We start from the raw sequence: 20,813 nt of genomic DNA on the forward strand, positions 1-20,813 counted from the left end.
GTGGGGCGCATTATAAGGGGATCTGGAACCGCGTCAACCTTTAATTTCAAGAAATTGAAATATTTAGGGAGAGACCACGTCAGGGGCGCCAGGGGCCCGCCGCACGCTTTGCAGCGCCTATGAGATCGAGCGCCGGCGCTGAATGCCTAACGGCGGACACCCCTCAACGCCACCACAACCTCCAGACGAACGCCTCTCAACACCAACACCTTCTCCAGACGACCACCTTTAACTCCTCCACCCCTACCCAACTATCTATACACCTATATAAAGAAACAACCCTACCGCGCCGCCACCGCCCGTTCCGCCGCCCTCCCCTGCTGACGCAAAGGCCGCGGTCGCCACCAGTTCTGCCCGGCATGGGGCGAATCCAGGCTGACCCGCTCCCCCATCTGGGGCGTGCTCAACGGCACCTGTGCCGCGCTGGCCAACGCCAGGATGCGTTCATAAGGCTCCTGCCAACTGTGGGTCGACAAATCGAACGTACCGTTGTGGATCGGCAGCAGCCAGCGCCCCCGCAGATCCAGATGCGCCTGCAGGCTTTGCTCAGGCTGCATGTGCACATTGGGCCAGGCCAGGTTGTAGGCGCCGGTCTCCATCAGGGTGATATCGAATGGCCCGAAACGCTCGCCGATTTCACGAAAGCCCGCGAAGTACCCGGTGTCACCACTGAAGAACACCCGCAAACTCTCGTCGATCACCACCCAGGACGCCCACAGCCTGCGGTTGCTGTCGAACAACCCACGCCCCGAAAAATGCTGCGCCGGCGTGGCGACGAAGCGCACGCCCTCGACCTCGGTGTCTTGCCACCAGTCCAGTTGCCGCACCTTGGCAGCCGGCACGCCCCACGCCACCAGCAGGTCGCCCACTCCAAGCGGCGCGAGGAAATGCTCGGTACGCGGCGCCAACCGGCGTATCGCCTGTTCGTCGAGGTGGTCGAAATGATCGTGGGACAGGATCACCGCCGTCAACGGCGGCAGATCGTCCAGCGCCAGCGGCGGCGCATGGAAGCGCAACGGCCCGGCCCACTGCACCGGCGATGCACGCTCGGCGAACACCGGGTCGGTAATAAAGAAGCGCCCGCGCAGCTTCAATAGCACAGTGGAGTGCCCCAGGCGCCACAGGCTGTGATCCGGCGCATCGACCACCTGCTGGCGGGTCATCGGCTGCACGCTGAGCGCACTGCCGGGCCGGGTCTCGGGCGGCTTGCGCAACAGCAGGTACTTCAGGCCGATGCGCAGCTTCTTGAGCACGCCGTCCTGGGGCAGTTCGGCCTGGTTGTGAAAGCGTCCATCCCGATGCGGTGCCGGCTCGCCGGCGGGTGAAGGCAAGGGAGCCATGAGCAGGAACACTCCGAGCAAGAGGAAGACCTTCATGTTACCCCACTGGGATCGGATCAACCGTGAATTGGCTTGTAAGGTCATTTTTCGCCGATGACCGATTGTTCAACAATATTCACATGACTTATGCGATAAACGGCGCCTCACAGAAGAACAAACAACATGATCGACAACCGCAGCGGCAAAGGGCTCTCTTTCGTCAGGCGTATCTACCTGCCACGCATCATCGGCCTGGGCATCGGCTTGTTCAGCGTGTTGGCCGCGATCGCCCCGCTGCACCTGCCCAACTGGGCCTGGGCGCTGCTGCTGTTCAATGGCCTGCTGTGGCCCCATGTGGCCTACCAGTGGGCCCTACGCTCGGCCACGCCGTACCAGGCCGAGCAACGCAATATCCTGCTGGACTCGCTGATGGGCGGTTTCTGGACTGCGGCCATTCAGTTCAACCCGCTGCCCAGCGTGACCATCCTGTCGATGATGACCATGAACAACGTCGCCGCCGGCGGCCTGCGCGTGTTGCAGCGTGGCCTGCTGGCCCAGCTGTGCGGCATGCTGCTGGCCAGCGCGCTGTTTGGCGCGGGCTTGCAACTGCACACCACCTCGCTGCAGATGCTCGCCTGCCTGCCGATGCTCACGCTCTATCCGCTGGCCCTGGGTTGGGTGTGCTACCAGCTGGCGATCAAGCTGGCCGAGCACAAGCGCCGCCTCAGCGCCCTGAGCCGCACCGACAGCCTCACCGGCCTGCTCAATCATGGCTCATGGAAAGACACCCTGCTGCTCAAGTTCCAGATCTGCCGGCAACAGCAATTGCCGGCGGTGGTCGCGCTGATCGACATCGATCATTTCAAGGCCATCAACGACACCTACGGCCATGTGGTCGGCGACTGCGTGCTACGCCAGCTCAGCCAGGAGCTGCGGCGTAACCTGCGCGAGGACGACCTGGCCGGACGCTATGGCGGCGACGAGTTCTGCGTGATCCTGCCAGGTGCCCACCCAGCCCAGGCCTGCCAGGTGATGGAGCGCCTGCGCGAGCGCGTGGGCGCCTACCGCAACCCGCAACTGCCGGCGCTGCGTATCAGCCTGAGCATCGGCGTGGCGGACCTGCACCCGCACCTGAGTTCACCGGAACACTGGCTCGAAGAGGCCGATAAAGCCTTGTATGCCGCCAAGCGACTGGGCCGCGACCAAGTCAATTTTGCCCGCAGCGAGGTCGCCGCCGTGAAGCTGGCCTATCCTGAGTGAAGCTTCGCCCAGGCCTCGGGCGCAAGACTGCTGTTGAAGGAGTCGCCCGTACATGGACAGGAACGCCGACCTTTCGCCCCTCAGCCCCACCTCACGCCTGCAGGTGCGTCGTCTGGTCGGAGGGTTCTGCGCGCTGTTCGGCCTTGGCTGCCTGATCGCCCTGGGGGCGCTATTCAACATCGCCGCCACCCTGGACCACCAGGAACAGGACCAGAGCACCTTCCACGCCACCCAGGCGCTGCAGCAGCGGCTGCTCGCCTCACGCCAGTTCCTCTCGAGCTACGCGGTCTGGGATGCCGCCCAGGAGCACCTGGTCGACCAGGTCGACTGGCAGTGGGCCTACGAAGAAAAGAACGTGGGAGAATCGCTGTTCAGCGCCAGCGGCTACGAAGGCGTGTTCGTGGTCGAGGACGCGCGCACCCGCTACGCGCTGTTCAAGGGCAAGCCCACCGACGCGGCGGCCAGCGCCTACATCGACAGCCCCCTGGCGGCGGTTATCGACCAAGCCCGCAAGGCAGCACCCGCCCGCGAGCAGGTCACCCACTTCGTGCGTTTCAACGGCTGGCCGGCAGTGCTCAGCGCCGCGGCCATTCGCCCGGACAAGGAGGTGGTCGAGGACGAAGTCAGCCAGGCGCCGGTAATGATTTTCGTCGACCAACTGACCGAGGCCAAGCTGCAACGCTTGGGTGAAGGCGCCGGGCTCACCCGCATGCGCCTGGAAAAAAACAACCCTGCCAGCCAGCAGCAACCGCATATCGCCCTGGGCGACACCGGCTATCACCTGGCCTGGGACAGCCCACGACCGGGCCGCCAGTTGCTCTGGGCAGTGCTGCCGCCACTGCTGAGCGTACTGCTGGTGCTGGGCCTGCTGCTGCTCTATCTGTTCCGCCACGCCCTGCGCAGCTCCCAGGCCATCGACCAGAGTCTGCTGCGCCTGCAACAGAGCAACCGCGCCCTGGAGGCCAGCGAGCAGCGCTTTCGCGCAGTGGCCGAGGCCGCCTCCGACTGGATCTGGGAAACCGACCGCCATCATCGCCTGACCTACCTGTCGCAGCGCTTCGTCAGCGTCACCGGTTACCACGTCGAGCAATGGCTCGGCCAGCCGCTCAACCAGCTGCTGTCCTGCGACACCACGCCCCTGCTGCCCTGGCTCGACAGCCAGGCCGACGGCGATCCGCAGCAACTGGCCAACCTGCGCTGCAACTACCGCGACCCTTCGGGGCAGACCCGCTATTGCCGGATTTCCGCGCGCTCGATCGTGTTCGACGGCAAACTCGCCGGTTTTCGCGGCACCGCCAGCGACATCACCGACGAGGTCGCCGCCCATGCCCGCATCCAGCACTTGTCTATGCACGATGCGCTGACGGGCCTGGCCAACCGCAACAAGCTCTCGCGGCACCTGGAACAAGCGCTGTTACGCGGCAACGAGTCGCCGCCCCTGGCCCTGCTGCTATTGGACCTGGACAGCTTCAAGCCGATCAACGACTCCCTCGGCCACCCGGCTGGCGACGCCGTGCTGCAGGAAGTGGCCACCCGCCTGCGCGACACCACCCGCGACGGCGACCTGGTGGCACGCCTGGGCGGCGACGAGTTCGTCCTGGTGCTGCATGGGCTGGACAACCGCAGCGAGATCGACCGTTTCTGCGCCCGGCTGGTCGACCTGCTGCAACAGCCCATCACCTTCGAGGAACACCAGTTGCACATCGGTGCCAGCATCGGCATCGCCCAGGCCCGCGCCCAGGGTTTCGACGCCGGCGAACTGATCCGCTGCGCCGATATCGCCCTGTACCAGGCCAAGGCCGACGGCAAGCACACCTGGCGCTACTTCTCGCCCGAGATGAACCAGCAGATCCAGTACCGCCGGCAATTGGAAAACGACCTGCGCCGGGCAATCAAGCAGCACGAGTTCGTCCTGCACTACCAGCCGCGCTACCGCCTGGCGGACCTGCACATCGTCTCGGTGGAGGCGCTGCTGCGCTGGCAGCATCCGCAAGAAGGCCTGCTCGGGCCGGACACCTTCATTCCCCTGGCCGAGCAGAGCGACCTGATCGTGCCCCTTGGCCGCTGGGTGCTGGCCGAAGCGTGTCGCACCGCCCGCGACTGGCCTGAAGCGCTGCTGGTGTCGGTCAACCTGTCGCCGGCGCAGTTCTCGCGCAGCGATGTGGTCGCCGATGTACGCCAGATCCTGCAGGAAACCGGCTTCCCGGCCCAGCGCCTGGAGCTGGAAATCACCGAGAACGTGATGCTCAACGATATCGAAGGCGCCCTGGGCACCATGCTGGCCCTCAAGGAGCTAGGCGTGCGCCTGAACATGGACGACTTCGGCACCGGCTACTCGTCCCTGGGCTACCTGCGTACCTACCCGTTCGACAGCATCAAGATCGACAAGCGCTTCATCGCCGGGCTGAGCAACCAGAGTGGCAACGACCGGGCGGTGGTGCAGGCCATCATCAACCTGGGCAAGGCCATGGGCCTGACGGTGACGGCCGAGGGGGTGGAGACCGAGCAGCAATTGCAGGCGCTGGGCAAAGAGCAGTGCCACGAGGTGCAGGGGTACTACCTGAGCAAACCGGTGGATCGCGCAGGGTTCGAGGCACTGCTGGCAGGGCGCAAGACGCGTCAGGACGCGAGCTGACGCTTGCTGCGCTCGGCGACGATCTCCGGCAGGTCGGTACGGTGCAGGTACAGCCGCAGCGGCTCGCCAATGTTCAAGCGGTCATCCACATGCTGCTCCAGCAGCAGTGCCAGGCGTGCCCGGCACAACGCCATGCGGCTATCGGCCTCGAGCCGCCAGACGAATTCGCAGCAGGGGGTGATGCTGTCGTCGGCCACATCCATGCCGAACGAATCTTCGGAAAAGCGCACGATATGGGTACCGCGCTTGCCGTGGAAGCCGACGAAGCCCTTGAGCTGGTCGGCGGCGTTGCAGATGTCCTGGGACGTGATGGCCATGACGTAACCTCGCAAAAATTCGGAAGTGACGCACGCCGGGCAAGCGGTCGCCTCTGACGGGCAACGCGCAGGTGCCAGACTACCCCATGTGCCAGACCGTTCGCCAAGGTTTTTCAAGCACAGCCGCCAGGCCCGCTAGACTGATTTTTCCAGCCCTTTTTCAGTGCCCAGCGGATCCGGACTTTTCATGACCCAGGCAGTCAGCGCCGACATCGCCATCATTGGCCGTATCAACGTCGTCCCGGCCATTCTCCAGGTGATCTGCGAGACCACCGGCCTGCGCTTCGCCGCCGTGGCGCGGGTCACCGACAGCCGCTGGACCGCCTGCGCCGTGCTCGACACCCTCGGCTTCGGCCTGGATGTTGGCGACGAGCTCGATGTCGCCACCACCCTGTGCCACGAAATCCGCAGCACCCGGCAGACTATCGTGATCGATAAGGCCAGTGAAGACCAACAGTACTGCGCTCATCACACCCCTAGGTTGTACCGCTTCGAAAGCTACATCTCGGTACCGCTGCTGCGCACCGACGGCAGCTTCTTCGGCACCATCTGCGCCCTGGACGCCAAGCCGACAGTGCTCAAGGGCACCGCCATCGAGCCCATGATGGAATCCTTCGCCCGCCTGCTGGCGATCCAGATCGAGAGCGAGGAAAGCGCCCAGCGCACCGAACAGGCCCTGGAACAGGAACGCGCCTCTGGCGAGGTGCGCGAGCAGTTCATCGCCGTACTCGGCCACGACCTGCGCAATCCGCTGTTCGCCATCACCGCCGGTGCCGAACTGCTCGCCCAGCGTGCGCAGGACGAAAAACAGCGGGCCATCGCCCGCCACATCTTCACGTGCGGCCAACGCGCCACCCAGCTGGTGCGCGACATGCTGGACTTCGCCCGTGGCCGCTTGGGTGCTGGCATCCCGCTGAACCTGCAACCCTGCGACGACCTGCGCGACGCGCTCGGGCATGTTGCCTCGGAATTGCAACGGGTCTATCCGCAGCGGCGCATCGCCCTGGAGCTCGGCCCGGTCGGTGGCGTGCTGTGCGACCGCGAACGGATCACCCAGCTGCTTTCCAACCTGATCGCCAATGCCCTGGACCACGGCGACCCACAGGGCGAGGTGAAGGTTCGCGCCGCCCTGGCCGATGGCAGTTTCATCCTCAGCGTGCACAACCAGGGGCCACCCATTGCCCCGCAGCTGGTGCCGCTATTGTTCCAGCCATTCAGCCGGCCACTGCCCGGCACGGCTCGACAAGGCCTGGGGCTGGGCCTGTACATCGCCAACCAGATTGCCCTGGCCCATGGCGGCCGTATGCAAGTGACCTCCAGCGCATCGGGCGGCACGCTGTTCAGCTTGCACCTGCCACTGGCTCGACCTGCGACTGCAACAACACCGTCAGCCAGTTCATGAACGCCTGGACCCGGCGCGGCACATGGCGCTGTCGGGCATACAGCAACGACACCGGCATGGCCCGCGCTTGCCACGGCTCGAGCAACGACACCAGCTCGCCCCGGCGCAAGTGTTCATCGACGCCCACCGCCGGTACCTGGATCGGGGATAGCAGGTCAGTTTTCATGCACCTGCACGCTGGCGGTCATCCCCGCGCTCAGGGTCACCCCTTCGGGAACCTGATCCAGACGGATGCGCACCGGGATGCGCTGCGCCAGGCGCACCCAGTTGAACGTCGGCTCCACCTCAGGCAGCAGCTGCCCGTCCGGGGTCGAGTTGCGGTCGGTGATGCCGCGGCTGATGCTTTGCACATGCCCCTGCATCGCCTCGCCCGCGCCCATCAGCCAGACCTTGACCGGGTCGCCGACGCGAATCCGTGGCAGCTTGGTTTCTTCGAAATAGGCCTGGACATAGAAGGTGGCATCATCCACCAGCGCCATCACCGACTGCCCGGTGTTGACGAAGTTGCCCTCGGCCAGGCGCAGGTTGGTGATATGCCCGCCACGTGGCGCGCGCACTTCGCTGCGGGCCAGGTTGATCTTCGCCACCTGCAACTGCGCCTGGGCCTCGTGCAACTCGCCGCGAGCGACGGCGGCGTTGATCTGGGCGTTCTCGCGTAGCTCGGCGCTGATCGCCTCGGGCCCCAGCGCGGTGCGACGGGCCGCCTCGCGCTCGCGCAGGCGCAATTGCTGGGTGCGCGTCTCGACCACCGCACTGGCCTGGTCGAAGGCGGCCTGGAAGCGCTCGCGGTCGATGCTCATCAGCAACTCGCCAGCCTTGACCTGCTGGTTGTCATGCACCTTGAGCGCGCTGACCCAGCCCGACACGTCCGGGGCGATCACCACCACGTCGGCGCGCACCCGGGCATCCCGGGTCCAGGGCGTGAGCATGTAGTACTGCCAGAGCTGATAACCGGCGAACACGGCGACGATCACCACGCACAGGGTGACCAGGATACGTACAGCCATAGGCATCGAATTACTCCTCACAAAGGGCCAAACAGGCGCACCACCAGGTACAGCACACACACGAACAACGCCGTGTCGAACAGCGCTTCATGCCAGATCCAGCGCCCCAGCGGCGTGGCCTGGACCACGAAACGCAGCAGCCCGGTCAGCACCAGGGCCATCGACACATAGATCAGGAACGGGCTGAGCAGGACCCCGCCCAGCGCCCATTCACGCAAGCCCATGCACGTCCTCCTGCCAGCGGCACCACTTGCCCCAGCTTTTGCGCAATTGCAGCACCGCGCCGATCGCCAGGCGCAGCGGGTCGCTGGGCGGCTGGCGGCGCAGGGCCTCGATGAACCGATCGCTGGCGGCATCCAGGCGCTGGCCACGCCCCGGCCCCGGACCACTGGCCAGCACCGCCTCGAGTTGCCGCAAATACTCGCGTTCGGCATTGCCCAGCGGCGCCTGGGCCATGGCCAGGCACAGGCGCAGATGCACCAGCTCGTCGCCAATGTCCAGGCCATGCAGGCCATCGTCCCAGCGCTTGCGCTCGGCCTGGGGCAACTCGCTGGCATGCCGCGCCAACTGCAACAGGCGGTCGGCCATGCGCCCGCCGAACCAGCTGTCGGCGCCACGCAGATCGCGGCGGGTCAGGCGCACCAGGTCGCTTTGCGTGGCGGCGCGCAGGCGCCGGCCGAGCCAGGCTGGGTGGCGCAGCACCACCAGGCGAAACGCCAGCACCGCCGCGCCGACGCCCAGGAGCATCGCCTGGGCACTGTTGAGCATGCTCGCCACATCGAAATGCATGGCGTTGAGCGGCGCGACCAGGACGATGAAATGCAGGCAATAAGAGGTGGCCGTGGCTCCGGTACGCGGGTGGGCCATGCCCAGGGCGCCGAACAGCAGGGGCACGCCCATGCCCAGGCAGAGCATGGCGAAGCTGCTCCATTGTGGCAGCAGGATCTGCCCGACCAGGAACGCCAGCGGGATCGCCAGGAGGATCCCGCGCAAAAAGCTCAAACCGATCTGCGCACCGTTCTCGCGGCTGGCGAACAAGCTGCAGACCACGCAAGTCAGCACCAGCCCACCGGGTGCCGAAGGCCAGGCGGTGGCCAGCCAGAAGCTGCTCATGGCCAGGAACGCCAGGGCGCTGCGCGCGCCGAACAACAGCGCCAGGGACAGGTCGCGGTGGGCGGCCAGGCCCTGCGTCAGCGCTTTGGGCGCCCTGCCCTGCTCCACGTCGTCGAGCGCCTGGGTCGCGGCCATGGCGTAGTCCAGCAGCAGGGTCAGGCGTGCCAGGCCGTAGTGTTCGGCGGCACTGATGCGCTCATCGTGGGCCGCATCCCAGACCCGCTGGCGCAACAACAGCAGGCTGGCCTGGTCGGGGTTGCCCAGCTGGGCCCGGACTTCATCCAACCAAGGCGCCAGGCGCGCGGCCTCGCCCTCGTCGAGCTGGCGCCACTGCCGGCGCACTGAGCGCGAGAGGCGCAACAGCACCATCAACTGCTGGCTCAGGCCCCGGATCGCCCGGGCACGCAGGCGGCCGCTGCTGCCCTCGAACCAGGCGTGCTCGCGCTGGGCATCGATGGCGACGATACGCCCAAGGCTGTCGAGCAGGCCTTGGCGTGCCTGGTCCTCGCCACCGAGCATGGCGCTGGCAGCTTGCAGGCCGTTGTGCCAGGCCTGGCGCGCCTGGCCGGTGAGCTGCTGCTCGACCCGCATCGGCCAGATCAGCGCGCTGCTGGCCGTGGCGCAGCAAATGCCCAGGCAGATCTCGGTGCAGCGGGCCACGGCCTGGTCGAACACCTGCAAGGGGTGGTCGATCGCCGGCAGGGCGATGATCGCCACGGTATAGCCGGCCAGCACGTAAGCGTAGGCCCAGGCGCTGCGCAGTTGCGTCGAGGCAGCGGTACATAGCGCCAGCCACAGGGCCAGGGTCAGCAGGAACAGCCAGGGAGTCTGGGCGAACAGGGCGATGAACACCACCGACATGCAAGTGCCGACCAAGGTGCCGGCCAGCCGCGCCAGGCCCTTCTGCACCACCATGCCTGACAGCGGCTGGGCAACGATGAATGCGGTCATCAGCGCCCAGGACGGCTGCTCCAGGCCCCAGCGCATCGCCAGCCACAGCGCCAGGCCGCCACCGAGCAAGGTCTTGATGGCGAACTTCAGGGCAAGGCTGCCGGGGGCGAACAGGGCCTGGAAGGTGATAGGCACGAATCGGACCTTGGGACGCAGGGGTAGTAGGAAGAACGATAGACAACGGGAGGCAGGATAAAGCGCAATCGATTAATTAGCTAGCTAATCATCAAATAAACCAGCGCCGATAGCCTGGGCATGCCCTCGCGTCACGAGCCGCCCCGACCCGCGCAGGCAACGGCAGCGCAACAATGCCCGGGCCTCACGGGCATTTTCCCCAGGCAAAAAAATGGGCGACCGAAGTCGCCCTAAATGCCTTGCGTGCTCCTGAACCCGGAACGATTCAGCGCTGATTGCGCTTTTTCGAATCCTTCCAGATGAAAATGCCCAGACCGGCGAAGAACGCCAACATCAATCCGACCGTTACCACACCTGCGATAACCACGTTGTCGAAGAACATGTCGGCCCCTCCCTTGGTGTGCCGTCATCCGATGGGTGCAAGGTAACCAATGCCGGGAGGGGGAAAATTGACCGGAGTCAAAGGTGCCCGGGGCCGGGCACGCAAGGCGGGTGCGGGGTTGACCTGAATCAGTTTTTAACGCTTCTTCGGCTTGCCCTTGGGCTTTTTCTTCTTGGCCTGGCCCAGCGGCATGGCTTGCTCGAAGGCCTGACGCATGTCGTTCAGGCGCTTGTCGTTGAGGTCGTGGATACGTTTGGCGCGCTCGGCACCGAAGTCGATCAGGTTGTCTTGGCTCATGGGCGGGCTCGACGGACAGCAGAGGCCTTCATGATGAAGGCAAGCGTGTGTGCTGACTAGTCAGACTTCGATATCCACCAGCAAGCCCTGGCGCGTGCGCTCGCCCAACGGCGCTACCGGTACGGTGTTGTCGGCATTGAGTTCATCGCCCGGCATGGCCCCATGGCGCTCAGCTTCGGCCTGCTCGCGCCGCTGTTGCTGGCGGCGCTGTTCGTCGCGCAGCAACAGCACTTGCTCCTCGGGGTCGCGATGGCGCTTGAGGTCGACGCTGGCGTCGCTGGAGGCCGGCTGCGCCGGTACCACCGGAGGGATGGTCGGCGGCGGCTTGACCGGATCCTGTTGCGAGGTCACGGGGGCGGCACTGAGCGGGATGATCGGCGGCAGCATGGCATGGTCTCCTGTAGCCACTGTGTCGGCCGCCGACACGCCGCCTTGAATAGCGCCGGGCAACGGTGTGCGGTGCGTCACAGCCGCCAGTATAGACCGCGGCTATTCGGCATCGTCGGGGCCGTCGTCCGGCGCGCTGACCGAATCGTTCCACGGCCGCTTGTAGACCTGCTGCCACACCGCGTCCATATGCTCGCGCAGCACCTGTGGCGCGCCCTTGAGCGAGGCGCTGTCCTCGCGCTCGCCGCCGAACGGGTCCTCGCCGGGCGGGGCGATCAGCGACTGGCCGGTGATGGTGTAGCTGGCCTGCCCTTCGCGCATCTCGATGGCGATGTCGTGCGGGTCGATCCCGCCGCCGCAGAACGCATGGCTGGCCACGGTCACTTCGGCCACGCCGTCCTTGTTCAGGTCGCTGACATCGCTGACGTCCGGATAGAAGTCGACATCCAGGTCGAGGCCGGCACAGGTGGTCTCCTGCTCGATCTGCCAGCGTGCCTTGAAGACATCGCCACCGGCGGCGCGGCCATACAAGGTGGCCTTGAGCAGCACCTTGTCGACCTCTTCCTCGGTATCCGGGTCGGTGGCCTGGCCATCGACCCGGCTCAAGACCAGCAACCCCTCGCCCTCGCGGTCATGAAAGTGCACGCTCTTGATCGGCGTCTGCACGCCGAGCACCTCCAGTTGCTCCACTGGAATGGGCGCCAGGATCTCGAAGCTTTTCTGTTCGCAAGCGGCCAGCAGCGCCAGGCTGCCCAGGCCCAAGGAGAGGTTCAACCAACGGTGCTTGGCAAACATGTGGCGCGTGGCCCTCGTGACGGGACGGTGTGCCTCGACGAACACGCTAGACTCTCTACTCGTTCGAGTAATCTTTGGTCTGGCGCAGCCGATCCGGTAACATGACCGGCTTTTTCATCGCGGGAGTTTTGGCAGTATGGCGCAGCAGTATCAACCGGGGCAACGCTGGATCAGCGACAGCGAAGCCGAGCTCGGTCTTGGGACCATCCTGGCGCAGGATGGCCGCCTGTTGACCGTGCTCTACCCGGCCACGGGCGACACCCGCCAGTACTCGCTACGCAATGCGCCGCTGACCCGCGTGCGCTTCTCGCCGGGCGACCAGATCACCCATTTCGAGGGCTGGAAGCTGACCGTGCGCGAAGTCGAGGACGTCGACGGCCTGCTGGTCTACCACGGCATCGACGGGCAGAACCAGGCGTGCACGCTGCCCGAGACGCAACTGTCGAACTTCATCCAGTTCCGCCTGGCCAGCGACCGTCTGTTCGCCGGGCAGATCGACCCGCTGTCGTGGTTCTCGCTGCGCTACAACACCCTGCAACACACCAGCAAGCAGATGCTCTCGGCCCTGTGGGGCCTGGGCGGCGTACGCGCGCAGCCAATCGCCCACCAGTTGCACATCGCCCGCGAAGTCGCCGACCGCATCGCCCCGCGCGTGTTGCTGGCCGACGAAGTAGGCCTGGGCAAGACCATCGAGGCCGGCCTGGTGATCCACCGCCAGTTGCTGTCCGGCCGCGCCAGCCGCGTGCTGATTTTGGTACCGGAGAACCTGCAGCACCAATGGCTGGTGGAAATGCGCCGGCGCTTCAACCTGCAGGTCGCGCTGTTCGACGCCGAGCGCTTCATCGAGAGCGACGCCAGCAACCCGTTCGAGGATGCCCAGCTGGCGCTGGTCGCCCTGGAGTGGCTGGTGGACGACGAGAAGGCCCAGGATGCGCTGTTCGCCGCCGGCTGGGACCTGATGGTGGTCGACGAAGCCCACCACCTGGTGTGGCACGAGGAACAGGCCAGCCCCGAGTACGCCCTGGTCGAGCAACTGGCCCAGGTGATCCCCGGCGTGCTGCTGCTCACCGCCACCCCCGAGCAGCTCGGCCAGGACAGCCACTTCGCCCGCCTGCGCCTGCTCGACCCCAACCGTTTCCATGACCTGGCCGCGTTCCGCGCCGAGAGCGAACACTATCGCCCGGTGGCCGAGGCGGTGCAGGAACTGCTCGACGAGGGCCGCCTGTCGCCCAAGGCCCACGCCACCATCCAGGGTTTCCTCGGCGCCGAAGGCGAGGCGCTGCTGGGTGCCGTCAGCGATGGCGACAGCCAGGCCAGCGCCCGCCTGATCCGCGAGCTGCTCGACCGCCACGGCACTGGCCGCGTGCTGTTCCGTAACACCCGCGCGGCGATCCAGGGCTTCCCCGAGCGCCAGTTGCACCCCTACCCGCTGGCCAACCCCGAGCAGTACGCCGAGCTGCCGTCCGGCGAGCGCGCCGAGCTGTACCCGGAAGTGGCCTTCCAGGCCCAGGGCGAAGCCGCCGACGACGAGCGCTGGTGGCGCTTCGACCCACGGGTCGACTGGCTGATCGACACCCTGAAAATGCTCAAGCGCACCAAGGTGCTGGTGATCTGCGCCCACGCCGAAACCGCCATGGACCTTGAAGACGCCCTGCGCGTGCGCTCCGGCATTCCAGCCACGGTGTTCCACGAGGGCATGAGCATCCTCGAGCGCGACCGCGCCGCGGCCTATTTCGCCGACGAGGAATTTGGCGCCCAGGTGCTGATCTGCTCCGAGATCGGCAGCGAAGGCCGCAACTTCCAGTTCGCCCATCACCTGGTGATGTTCGACCTGCCGGCCCACCCTGACCTGCTCGAGCAGCGCATCGGCCGCCTCGACCGGATCGGCCAGAAGCACACCATCGAGCTGCACATCCCCTACCTGCAGGACAGCCCGCAACAGCGCCTGTTCCAGTGGTACCACGAGGGCCTCAACGCCTTCCTCAATACCTGCCCGACTGGCAACGCCCTGCAGCACCAGTTCGGCCCGCGCCTGCTGGCGCAACTGCCTGGCGGCGACGCCAAGGGTTGGGACAAGCTGGTGGCCGAGGCCCGCGCCGAGCGCGAGCGCCTGGAAGCCGAGCTGCACACCGGCCGTGACCGCCTGCTGGAACTCAACTCCGGCGGCGCCGGCGAAGGCCAGGCGTTGGTCGAGGACATTCTCGAACAGGACGACCAGTTCGCCCTGCCTATCTACATGGAAACCCTGTTCGACGCCTTCGGCATCGACAGCGAGGACCACTCGGAAAACGCCTTGGTGCTCAAGCCGAGCGAGAAGATGCTCGACGCCAGCTTCCCGCTGGGCGACGACGAAGGCGTGACCATCACCTACGACCGCGGCCAGGCGCTGTCGCGCGAGGACATGCAGTTCCTCACCTGGGAACACCCGATGGTCCAGGGCGGCATGGACCTGGTGCTGTCCGGCTCGATGGGCAACACCGCCGTGGCGCTGATCAAGAACAAAGCCCTCAAGCCCGGCACCGTGCTGCTCGAGCTGCTCTACGTCAGCGAGGTGGTAGCCCCGCGCAGCCTGCAACTGGGCCGCTACCTGCCACCGGCGGCGCTGCGCTGCCTGCTCGACGCCAATGGCAACGACCTGGGCCCGCGGGTGGCCTTCGAGACCCTCAACGACCAGCTCGAAAGCGTGCCCAAGGCCAGTGCCAACAAGTTCGTCCAGGCCCAGCGCGACGTGCTGGCCAAGCGCATCGCCGACGGCGAGGCCAAGGTCATGCCGACCCACGAGGAACGTGTGGCCCAGGCCAAGCAGCGCCTGAGCGCCGAAGCCGACGAAGAGCTGGCGCGCCTGACCGCGCTCAAGGCGGTCAACCCGAGTGTGCGTGACAGCGAGATCGACGCCCTGCGCAAGCAGCGTGAAGACAGCCTGGCGGCGCTGGAGAAAGCCGCCCTGCGCCTGGAGGCGATCCGGGTGCTGGTCGCTGGCTGATCGGGATTCGCGTATCCCCTGCGGGAGCGGCCTTGTGTCGCGAAAGGGTCGCGCAGCGGCCCCAGGATCTTGGCTGTGTCGCAAGATTGTCGGGGCTGCTTCGCAGCCCTTCGCGACACAAGGCCGCTCCTACAGGGATCGCGTGAGGCTGACCACCCATTTAGACCTTCCGGCTATTACCTTCATATCCAAATGGTAGAAACCAAAGTGCCATTAATCAGGAAGGCTTAAGCCTGCGTTCCTATACTCCAGCAGGAACAGTCTCCATCCGCGCTTTGTGGGGACGAGTGAAAACTCGACAAAGAGGCCTGCAATGGAGTGGCTGGGACTGCAATTGTTCGCCGAGCTGCCGGCGACCGGACAGATCATCCTCGACTGCCGACACAACCCCTTCCTGGTGCTGCTCGCCTATGCCGTGGCCTGCGCCGCCTGTTTCGCCACCCTGGACATGGCCGAACGCCAGAGCCACTGCGAAGACCGCATGGCCCGCCGACAATGGCGGGTGCTGGGCGCCTGCTGCCTGGCCGGCGGCATCTGGGCCATGCACTTCATCAGCATGCTGGCCTTCCAGGCCCCGCTGGAAATCCACTATGACGCCCCGCTCACCGGCCTGTCGCTGCTGATCGCCCTGTGCGCCGCCTGGCTGGCGATGAACAGCCTCGATCGCAGCCACATGCACCTGCGCCACTACCTGCAAACCGCGCTGTTCATCGGCCTGGGCATCAGCGCCATGCACTACACCGGCATGGCCGCGCTGCAGGCCAGCGCCCAGCAGTACTACCAGACCGGCCTGCTGCTGGCATCCATCGCCATCGCCATCGCCACCAGCCTGGTGGCGCTGCTGATGGCCCGCTATTTTCACCAAGGCAGCGGCACCCTGCACCTGCTGCTCAAGTACGGCGCCAGCCTGCTGATGGCCGGCGGCATCGTGCTCACCCACTTCACCGGCATGACCGCAATGACCCTGGTGATCCCCAGCGAAGCCGCGCTGCGCCTGCCCACGGTGGACAACAGCCTGCAATTGGCGCTGACCATCGCCTTCATTACCTTGCTGATCAGCGGCAGCAGCATCAGCGCCGCCCTGGCCGACAAGAAGCTGCAAAGCAAGGAGCACGACCTGCGCCGGGTCAACGTGCTGCTCAGCCAGCTCGACCAGGCTCGGGTGTCGTTGCAGCAAGCGGCCCATTACGACGCCCTGACCAACCTGGTCAACCGCCGCGGCTTCAACCAGGTGTTCGCCGAGCGCCTGGCCGAACAGGCGGCCCACGAGGGCATGCTGGCGGTGATGTTCCTCGACATCGACCACTTCAAGCGCATCAACGACAGCCTCGGCCATGCCGCGGGCGACGAACTGCTCAAGGTGATCGCCGGGCATATCAAGGCCGCCACCCGCAGCCAGGACCTGGTAGCCCGCTTTGGCGGCGACGAGTTCTGCATCGTCACCAACCTCAACAGCCGCGACGAAGCCCGCCACCTGGCCCAACGCATCATGCAGCGAATGAAGGAACCCATCGACCTGGCCGGCCGGCGCATGGTGATGACCACCAGCATCGGCATCAGCATCTTCCCCGACGACGGCCTGAGCACCGAAGAGCTGCTGAAGAACGCCGACCTGGCGCTGTACCAGTCCAAGGGCTGCGGGCGCAACAACCTGAACTTCTTCAACGCCGGCCTGAAGACCCGCGCCACCCTCGAACTGCAACTGGAGGAGGAACTGCGCGTGGCGCTGTTCGAGGAACGCGGCCTGTGCGTGCACTACCAGCCGATCTTCGACCTGCGCAGTGGCCAGGTGGCCAAGCTCGAGGCGCTGGTACGCTGGCAGCATCCCCAGCATGGCCTGCTCAGCCCGGAACGTTTCATCTGCATCGCCGAGGCCAACGGCCTGATCGCCGACCTCGACCTGTGGGTGCTACGCCGCGCCTGCGAGGACCTGGCCCAGCTCAACCGGCATGGCTATGGCGAGCTCAAGGTCACGGTGAACTGCTCGGCGCTGACCCTGGGCCGCGAGGAGCTGGCCACGGAAGTGGAAATGGCGCTGTTCCAGGCCGGGCTCACCGCGCGCCAGCTGGAGCTGGAAGTCACCGAGAACGCGCTGATGGGCGATATCCAGCACACCGTCAGCCTGCTCAAGCGCATCCGCGCCATGGGCGTGGCGCTGTCGATCGACGACTTCGGCACCGGCTACTCCTCGCTGGCCTACCTCAAGCGCCTGCCGCTGGACGTGCTGAAGATCGACCGCTCGTTCATCCACGACGTGCCGGGCAGCCAGAAGGACCGCGAGATCGTCCAGGCGATCATCGTCATGGCCCATACCCTGCACCTGAAGGTGGTCACCGAAGGCGTCGAGACCGTCGAGCAACATGAGTTCCTCGCCAGCCACGGCTGCGACTACCTGCAAGGCTACCTGCTCAGCCGCCCGGTGCCGCTGGCCGAATTGCGGACAGTGCTCGAGCGGCTCGACCGCCAGGCCTGCGCGTTCAATCCTTGTTGCGATACAGCGCTACCAGGGTCGCCGGATCTTTTTCCAGATACCCCTGGCTACCGTGCAGGCGCATCAATTGCGCGGCGAGGGCACTGACCGGGGTCGCCGAGCCCTGCTCGCGGGAGAGCTTCACCGCGCCGTCGAGGTCCTTGAGCAGGGTACGCACATGCCACTTGACCGGCTCGAAGCGGCCCTCGGCCATCTGCGGGGCGAGGATCTGCAAAGGCTTGGAGTCGGCGAAGCCACCGGCCAGGGCCTCGGCAAGCAAACGTGCATCGACCCCTGACTGCTCGGCCAAAGCCACTACCTCGGCAATCACCAGGGCGTTGCAGGCGACGATCATCTGGTTGCAGGCCTTGGTCACCTGCCCTGCCCCCACCGCGCCCATGTGCGTGACCCGCTGGCCCAGGGTCAGCAGGACCGGGCGCGCCCGCGCCAGGTCATGCGCCTCGCCGCCGACCATGATCGCCAGGCTGCCGGCCTCGGCGCCTGGGGTGCCGCCCGACACCGGCGCATCGAGCCAGGCCATGCCACACAGCGCCGCCAGTGCCGCGGCCATCTCCCGGGTGGCGGTCGGCTCGAGGCTGGACAAGTCCACCAGCAGCTGACCGCTGCGCCCGCCCTGGGCAATGCCCTGTTCACCGAAGACCACCTCGCGCACCACCGCCGTGTCGGCCAGGCACAGCAGCACCATGTCCACCGCCGCGCACAGCTCGGCGGGGCTGCTGGCCAGGCGCGCGCCGGCAGCGACCAGCTCGGCGCACTTGTCCGGGCTGCGGTTCCACACGGTCAGCGGGTAGCCGGCCGCCAGCAGGCGGCGGCACATCGGCAGCCCCATCAAGCCGATCCCGGCGAACCCCAACGAAGGCAAGGCAGTACTCATGAGCAACTCCAGATTAAAGAAGCGTGACAAACGGACGATGCAATGCGGGTGCGAGGCAAAAACCTTAGTCGCGCTAAGGAAAACCCCTATCGCATGAGAAAAAGACGCACTGATAAAGTCGCGAAATTTCCCGTGATGGCCAGATGACATGCATCACCGGGAAGCCAATCACTTCAGGCAAATGGCGCACTATGACCTCTACGAACACTTCTGCCAATGCGGTCCCCGAGTCGTCGCTCAGCCCCACTTCGCTGACCGCGGGCACTACCCGGGACCTTCCCGCCGCCCGCAGCCTGCCCGCGCAGCAGTACCTGTACTTCACCGAACAGGACATCCAGCGCATCCTCGACAACCTCGATGGCCTGCGCGAGCTGGTGTTCCCGCAGAACCTGCACGTCGAGGACGAGGAGCAGCTGCGCCTGGAGCAGCAGTTCCCGTCGGTGTGCCTGATCGGCCTGGGCCGCTGTGGCTCGAACATCGCCCTGGACGTGGCGGAGCTGGTGTACAACGCCCGCACCTTCTTCCTCAACGAGTTCAACAACGAGGACCGCTTCAAGGGCGAGGCGGGCTACAGCCCCGCGCGCTGGATCCGCCAGAACCTGCGCCTGGTGCAGAACAAGGCGGCCAAGCCGGTGTTCCTGGTCGAGCCGCTGGTGATGCTCGGCGACCTCGACAAGGACATCGCCGGGCGTATCCGCTTCTCGCGCAAGGGCGAGCGCGGGGGCTTCCTGCGCGACTACAGCAAGATGAAGATCATGGACCTGTCCGAGGTGCATGCCGGTGGCGCCGGCAACGCGCCGATCCTCGGCCAGTACCTGGCCAAGATCATCCTCAACAAGGACACCCAGCGCTTCTCCAGCGCCGATTGGAAGCTGATCCACTCGTACCTGATCGACTCCTGCGGCATCAAGGCCAACCAGTCGCGCCTGTATTTCTACATCTTCAGCGCCGGCGGCGGTACCGGCTCGGGCATGGCCTCGGAGTTCGGCCTGGCCCAGCAGTACTCGTACATGAACAAGACCTTCGACACCAAGCCGGCCGACGAGAACGACGGCAAGAGCGGGCACTCGTTCGTCTTCGAGCCGATCTTCACCAGCGGCATCTGCGTGCTGCCCAACGCCTCCGACCACCGCAGCGAAATGTCCGAGGCGCTGCACATCAACGCCGGACGCCTGCTGTGCAAGTACCTGTCGGAGGAATGGGACTTCTCGTACAACTTCGATAATGAAGACAGCAGCGAGGCCAGCGTCATGGGCCGCATCCGCCCGTGGAACGCGATGATGCTGATCTCCAACGACATCATGCGCTACGCCGAGGAGAGCGACGACGGCACGATCCAGAACATCGACGTCAACGCCATGGAGAAGCACGCCAACCAGTACATCTCCCAGCAGATCTTCAACATCCTCACCGCCCAGGCGGTGACCACCGACTACGACCAGAACTACTTCCGCCGCGCCGGCATCGACATCGGCGAGACCATCCGCCTGGACGCCAACGACCTGTTCATGAGCCTGGCCGGCCCGGTGGCGATCGCCTACGCCGAATCCGTGGTGCCGGAGATCCCGCCGGCGGGCTCGGACAAGTTCAAGGTGTTCGAGCGCGAGCAGCCGCGCCTGGACATCGACGACCTGTTCTTCCGCTCCATCGACCTGCCGCACTTCAACAAGCAGACCCAGGCCATCGAAGGCATCAGCCTGCTGCCGATCGAGTCGCGCCGCTACCGCGCCGCGCTGGAGCAGTACCAGGCCTCGGGCTACGACGCCGCGGCCTTGCACGACCTGCACTTCTTCAAGAACTGCTCCTCGGTAGTGTCGATCGTCTCCCTGCCCAAGGACTACAAGCTGTCGTACATGGACCTGAACCGGCTCAAGACCCACCTCAACAGCCTGTTCCCCAACACCACGCTCAAGCGCTACGCGCTGGTGATCGGCGCCTCGGCCAACCTGTCGCTGACCACCTTGATCGCCAAGAGCCCGTGCCTGTCGGACGACTTCCTGACCCTGATCGTGGCCTTCATCAAGCGTTGCTTCGCGCGTAATCCGTACCGTTTCGACGACACCATGGACAACGCCATCCTCGAGTTCATCACCAGCGAGCATTTCGACGAAGACCGCATCGACGACCTGCTCAACGAATTCGAGAACCCGGCGAAGATCCTCGACACCAACTGGTACGCGATCAAGCCGATGTACGAGAAGAAGTACCGCGAGCTGATCAACGACAAGAGCCGTTTCGTCTCGATCAACGACATCCGCCTGTCGCGCGAGTGCGTGAAGAAAGCGGTGAAGTACCTGCGCGAGATCTTCAGGCACCGCATCGGCAAGACCCGGGTGATCTCGCTGAACAGCCACACCGGGCGCGTGGATTACTGAGTCGCCACACGCCTGTAGGAGATTCTATGGTTTCAGGGAAGCCCATTAGCTGACTTTAGGTTGATATTCGTCCTGCCCTTTCAGCAGGGC

General features: G+C 65.6%; 16 protein-coding genes and 1 pseudogene. 6 read left to right on the forward strand and 11 right to left on the reverse strand.

The features are described from left to right. Nucleotides 1–281: 281 nt before the first annotated feature. Nucleotides 282–1,376 carry an MBL fold metallo-hydrolase gene (locus NJG22_RS23535; RefSeq protein WP_253098257.1) on the reverse strand — a complete coding sequence of 365 codons (1,095 nt, stop codon included), beginning with the start codon at nt 1,374–1,376 and terminating at the stop codon, nt 282–284. A 126-nt stretch (nt 1,377–1,502) separates the two neighbouring features. Between NJG22_RS23535 and NJG22_RS23540 the strand changes: the two genes are divergently transcribed. Together NJG22_RS23540 and NJG22_RS23545 are read left to right on the forward strand one after the other, a co-directional pair. Further along, nucleotides 1,503–2,579 carry a diguanylate cyclase gene (locus NJG22_RS23540; protein WP_253098259.1) on the forward strand — a complete coding sequence of 359 codons (1,077 nt, stop codon included), beginning with the start codon at nt 1,503–1,505 and terminating at the stop codon, nt 2,577–2,579. Nucleotides 2,580–2,631: 52 nt separating this feature from the next. After that, nucleotides 2,632–5,214 carry an EAL domain-containing protein gene (locus tag NJG22_RS23545; RefSeq protein WP_253098261.1) on the forward strand — a complete coding sequence of 861 codons (2,583 nt, stop codon included), beginning with the start codon at nt 2,632–2,634 and terminating at the stop codon, nt 5,212–5,214. Here the strand turns inward: NJG22_RS23545 and NJG22_RS23550 are convergent. After that, nucleotides 5,199–5,531, reverse strand: a complete 333-nt coding sequence (locus NJG22_RS23550) for a DUF2025 family protein (RefSeq protein WP_253098263.1) — start codon at nt 5,529–5,531, stop codon at nt 5,199–5,201. The genes NJG22_RS23545 and NJG22_RS23550 overlap by 16 nt on opposite strands. A 187-nt stretch (nt 5,532–5,718) precedes the next feature. On the opposite strand from NJG22_RS23550, the gene NJG22_RS23555 reads away from it, so the two are divergent. Further along, nucleotides 5,719–6,933 (forward strand): ATP-binding protein, encoded by a 1,215-nt coding sequence (locus NJG22_RS23555; RefSeq protein ID WP_253098266.1) that lies wholly within the window; start codon nt 5,719–5,721, stop codon nt 6,931–6,933. Here NJG22_RS23555 and NJG22_RS23560 read toward each other — a convergent pair. The 8 genes and pseudogenes from NJG22_RS23560 to NJG22_RS23590 all read right to left on the reverse strand — a co-directional run. Then, nucleotides 6,872–7,075, reverse strand: a pseudogene (locus tag NJG22_RS23560) (LysR substrate-binding domain-containing protein); the annotation flags it as partial. The gene NJG22_RS23555 and the pseudogene NJG22_RS23560 overlap by 62 nt on opposite strands. 13 nt (nt 7,076–7,088) lie before the next feature. After that, a complete protein-coding gene (locus NJG22_RS23565; protein ID WP_253098268.1) occupies nt 7,089–7,946 on the reverse strand; it encodes an HlyD family secretion protein in 858 nt (285 codons plus the stop codon). An 11-nt stretch (nt 7,947–7,957) separates the two neighbouring features. Continuing rightward, on the reverse strand, nt 7,958–8,164 hold the full coding sequence (locus NJG22_RS23570; RefSeq protein WP_253098270.1) for a DUF1656 domain-containing protein: 207 nt from the start codon (nt 8,162–8,164) through the stop codon (nt 7,958–7,960). Further along, nucleotides 8,151–10,139, reverse strand: coding sequence for an FUSC family protein (locus NJG22_RS23575; RefSeq protein ID WP_253098272.1), 1,989 nt, complete (start codon nt 10,137–10,139; stop codon nt 8,151–8,153). The genes NJG22_RS23570 and NJG22_RS23575 overlap by 14 nt, the downstream gene beginning before the upstream one ends. A gap of 265 nt (nt 10,140–10,404) precedes the next feature. Then, on the reverse strand, nt 10,405–10,521 hold the full coding sequence (gene ccoM / locus NJG22_RS24605) for a cytochrome c oxidase subunit CcoM (RefSeq protein WP_023629476.1): 117 nt from the start codon (nt 10,519–10,521) through the stop codon (nt 10,405–10,407). Between the two features lie 135 nt (nt 10,522–10,656). Beyond that, a complete protein-coding gene (locus NJG22_RS23580; RefSeq protein ID WP_186662249.1) occupies nt 10,657–10,818 on the reverse strand; it encodes a hypothetical protein in 162 nt (53 codons plus the stop codon). A 60-nt stretch (nt 10,819–10,878) separates the two neighbouring features. Then, nucleotides 10,879–11,205, reverse strand: coding sequence for an aspartate-semialdehyde dehydrogenase (locus NJG22_RS23585; RefSeq protein ID WP_217853349.1), 327 nt, complete (start codon nt 11,203–11,205; stop codon nt 10,879–10,881). Nucleotides 11,206–11,307: 102 nt separating this feature from the next. Then, nucleotides 11,308–12,000 carry a M949_RS01915 family surface polysaccharide biosynthesis protein gene (locus tag NJG22_RS23590; protein ID WP_253098274.1) on the reverse strand — a complete coding sequence of 231 codons (693 nt, stop codon included), beginning with the start codon at nt 11,998–12,000 and terminating at the stop codon, nt 11,308–11,310. A 136-nt stretch (nt 12,001–12,136) separates the two neighbouring features. Here NJG22_RS23590 and rapA point away from each other — a divergent pair, with 136 nt between their 5' ends. Next, nucleotides 12,137–14,983: an RNA polymerase-associated protein RapA gene (rapA, locus tag NJG22_RS23595; RefSeq protein ID WP_253098275.1), complete on the forward strand. Its 2,847-nt coding sequence runs from the start codon at nt 12,137–12,139 to the stop codon at nt 14,981–14,983. Between the two features lie 313 nt (nt 14,984–15,296). Further along, entirely contained in the window at nt 15,297–17,561 is a 2,265-nt protein-coding gene (locus NJG22_RS23600; protein WP_253098276.1) for a bifunctional diguanylate cyclase/phosphodiesterase, read from the forward strand. Here NJG22_RS23600 and NJG22_RS23605 read toward each other — a convergent pair. Further along, nucleotides 17,461–18,348: an NAD(P)-dependent oxidoreductase gene (locus NJG22_RS23605; RefSeq protein ID WP_253098277.1), complete on the reverse strand. Its 888-nt coding sequence runs from the start codon at nt 18,346–18,348 to the stop codon at nt 17,461–17,463. The two genes, NJG22_RS23600 and NJG22_RS23605, sit on opposite strands and share 101 nt — an antisense overlap. 191 nt (nt 18,349–18,539) lie before the next feature. Here NJG22_RS23605 and NJG22_RS23610 point away from each other — a divergent pair, with 191 nt between their 5' ends. Beyond that, complete coding sequence (locus tag NJG22_RS23610; protein ID WP_253098278.1) at nt 18,540–20,723, forward strand: hypothetical protein; 2,184 nt, start codon at nt 18,540–18,542, stop codon at nt 20,721–20,723. The last annotated feature ends 90 nt before the right edge of the window (nt 20,724–20,813 follow it).

Source organism: Pseudomonas sp. VA159-2, assembly GCF_024126635.1.
Classification (GTDB): domain Bacteria; phylum Pseudomonadota; class Gammaproteobacteria; order Pseudomonadales; family Pseudomonadaceae; genus Aquipseudomonas; species Aquipseudomonas muyukensis.

Coding starts and splice junctions, on each gene's coding strand:
- NJG22_RS23535 (WP_253098257.1), bottom strand. CDS start 1,376: ATGAAGGTCTTCCTCTTGCTCGGAGTGTTCCTGCTCATGGCTCCCTTG.
- NJG22_RS23540 (WP_253098259.1), top strand. CDS start 1,503: ATGATCGACAACCGCAGCGGCAAAGGGCTCTCTTTCGTCAGGCGTATC.
- NJG22_RS23545 (WP_253098261.1), top strand. CDS start 2,632: ATGGACAGGAACGCCGACCTTTCGCCCCTCAGCCCCACCTCACGCCTG.
- NJG22_RS23550 (WP_253098263.1), bottom strand. CDS start 5,531: ATGGCCATCACGTCCCAGGACATCTGCAACGCCGCCGACCAGCTCAAG.
- NJG22_RS23555 (WP_253098266.1), top strand. CDS start 5,719: ATGACCCAGGCAGTCAGCGCCGACATCGCCATCATTGGCCGTATCAAC.
- NJG22_RS23565 (WP_253098268.1), bottom strand. CDS start 7,946: ATGCCTATGGCTGTACGTATCCTGGTCACCCTGTGCGTGGTGATCGTC.
- NJG22_RS23570 (WP_253098270.1), bottom strand. CDS start 8,164: ATGGGCTTGCGTGAATGGGCGCTGGGCGGGGTCCTGCTCAGCCCGTTC.
- ccoM (WP_023629476.1), bottom strand. CDS start 10,521: ATGTTCTTCGACAACGTGGTTATCGCAGGTGTGGTAACGGTCGGATTG.
- NJG22_RS23580 (WP_186662249.1), bottom strand. CDS start 10,818: ATGAGCCAAGACAACCTGATCGACTTCGGTGCCGAGCGCGCCAAACGT.
- NJG22_RS23585 (WP_217853349.1), bottom strand. CDS start 11,205: ATGCTGCCGCCGATCATCCCGCTCAGTGCCGCCCCCGTGACCTCGCAA.
- NJG22_RS23590 (WP_253098274.1), bottom strand. CDS start 12,000: ATGTTTGCCAAGCACCGTTGGTTGAACCTCTCCTTGGGCCTGGGCAGC.
- rapA (WP_253098275.1), top strand. CDS start 12,137: ATGGCGCAGCAGTATCAACCGGGGCAACGCTGGATCAGCGACAGCGAA.
- NJG22_RS23600 (WP_253098276.1), top strand. CDS start 15,297: ATGGAGTGGCTGGGACTGCAATTGTTCGCCGAGCTGCCGGCGACCGGA.
- NJG22_RS23605 (WP_253098277.1), bottom strand. CDS start 18,348: ATGAGTACTGCCTTGCCTTCGTTGGGGTTCGCCGGGATCGGCTTGATG.
- NJG22_RS23610 (WP_253098278.1), top strand. CDS start 18,540: ATGACCTCTACGAACACTTCTGCCAATGCGGTCCCCGAGTCGTCGCTC.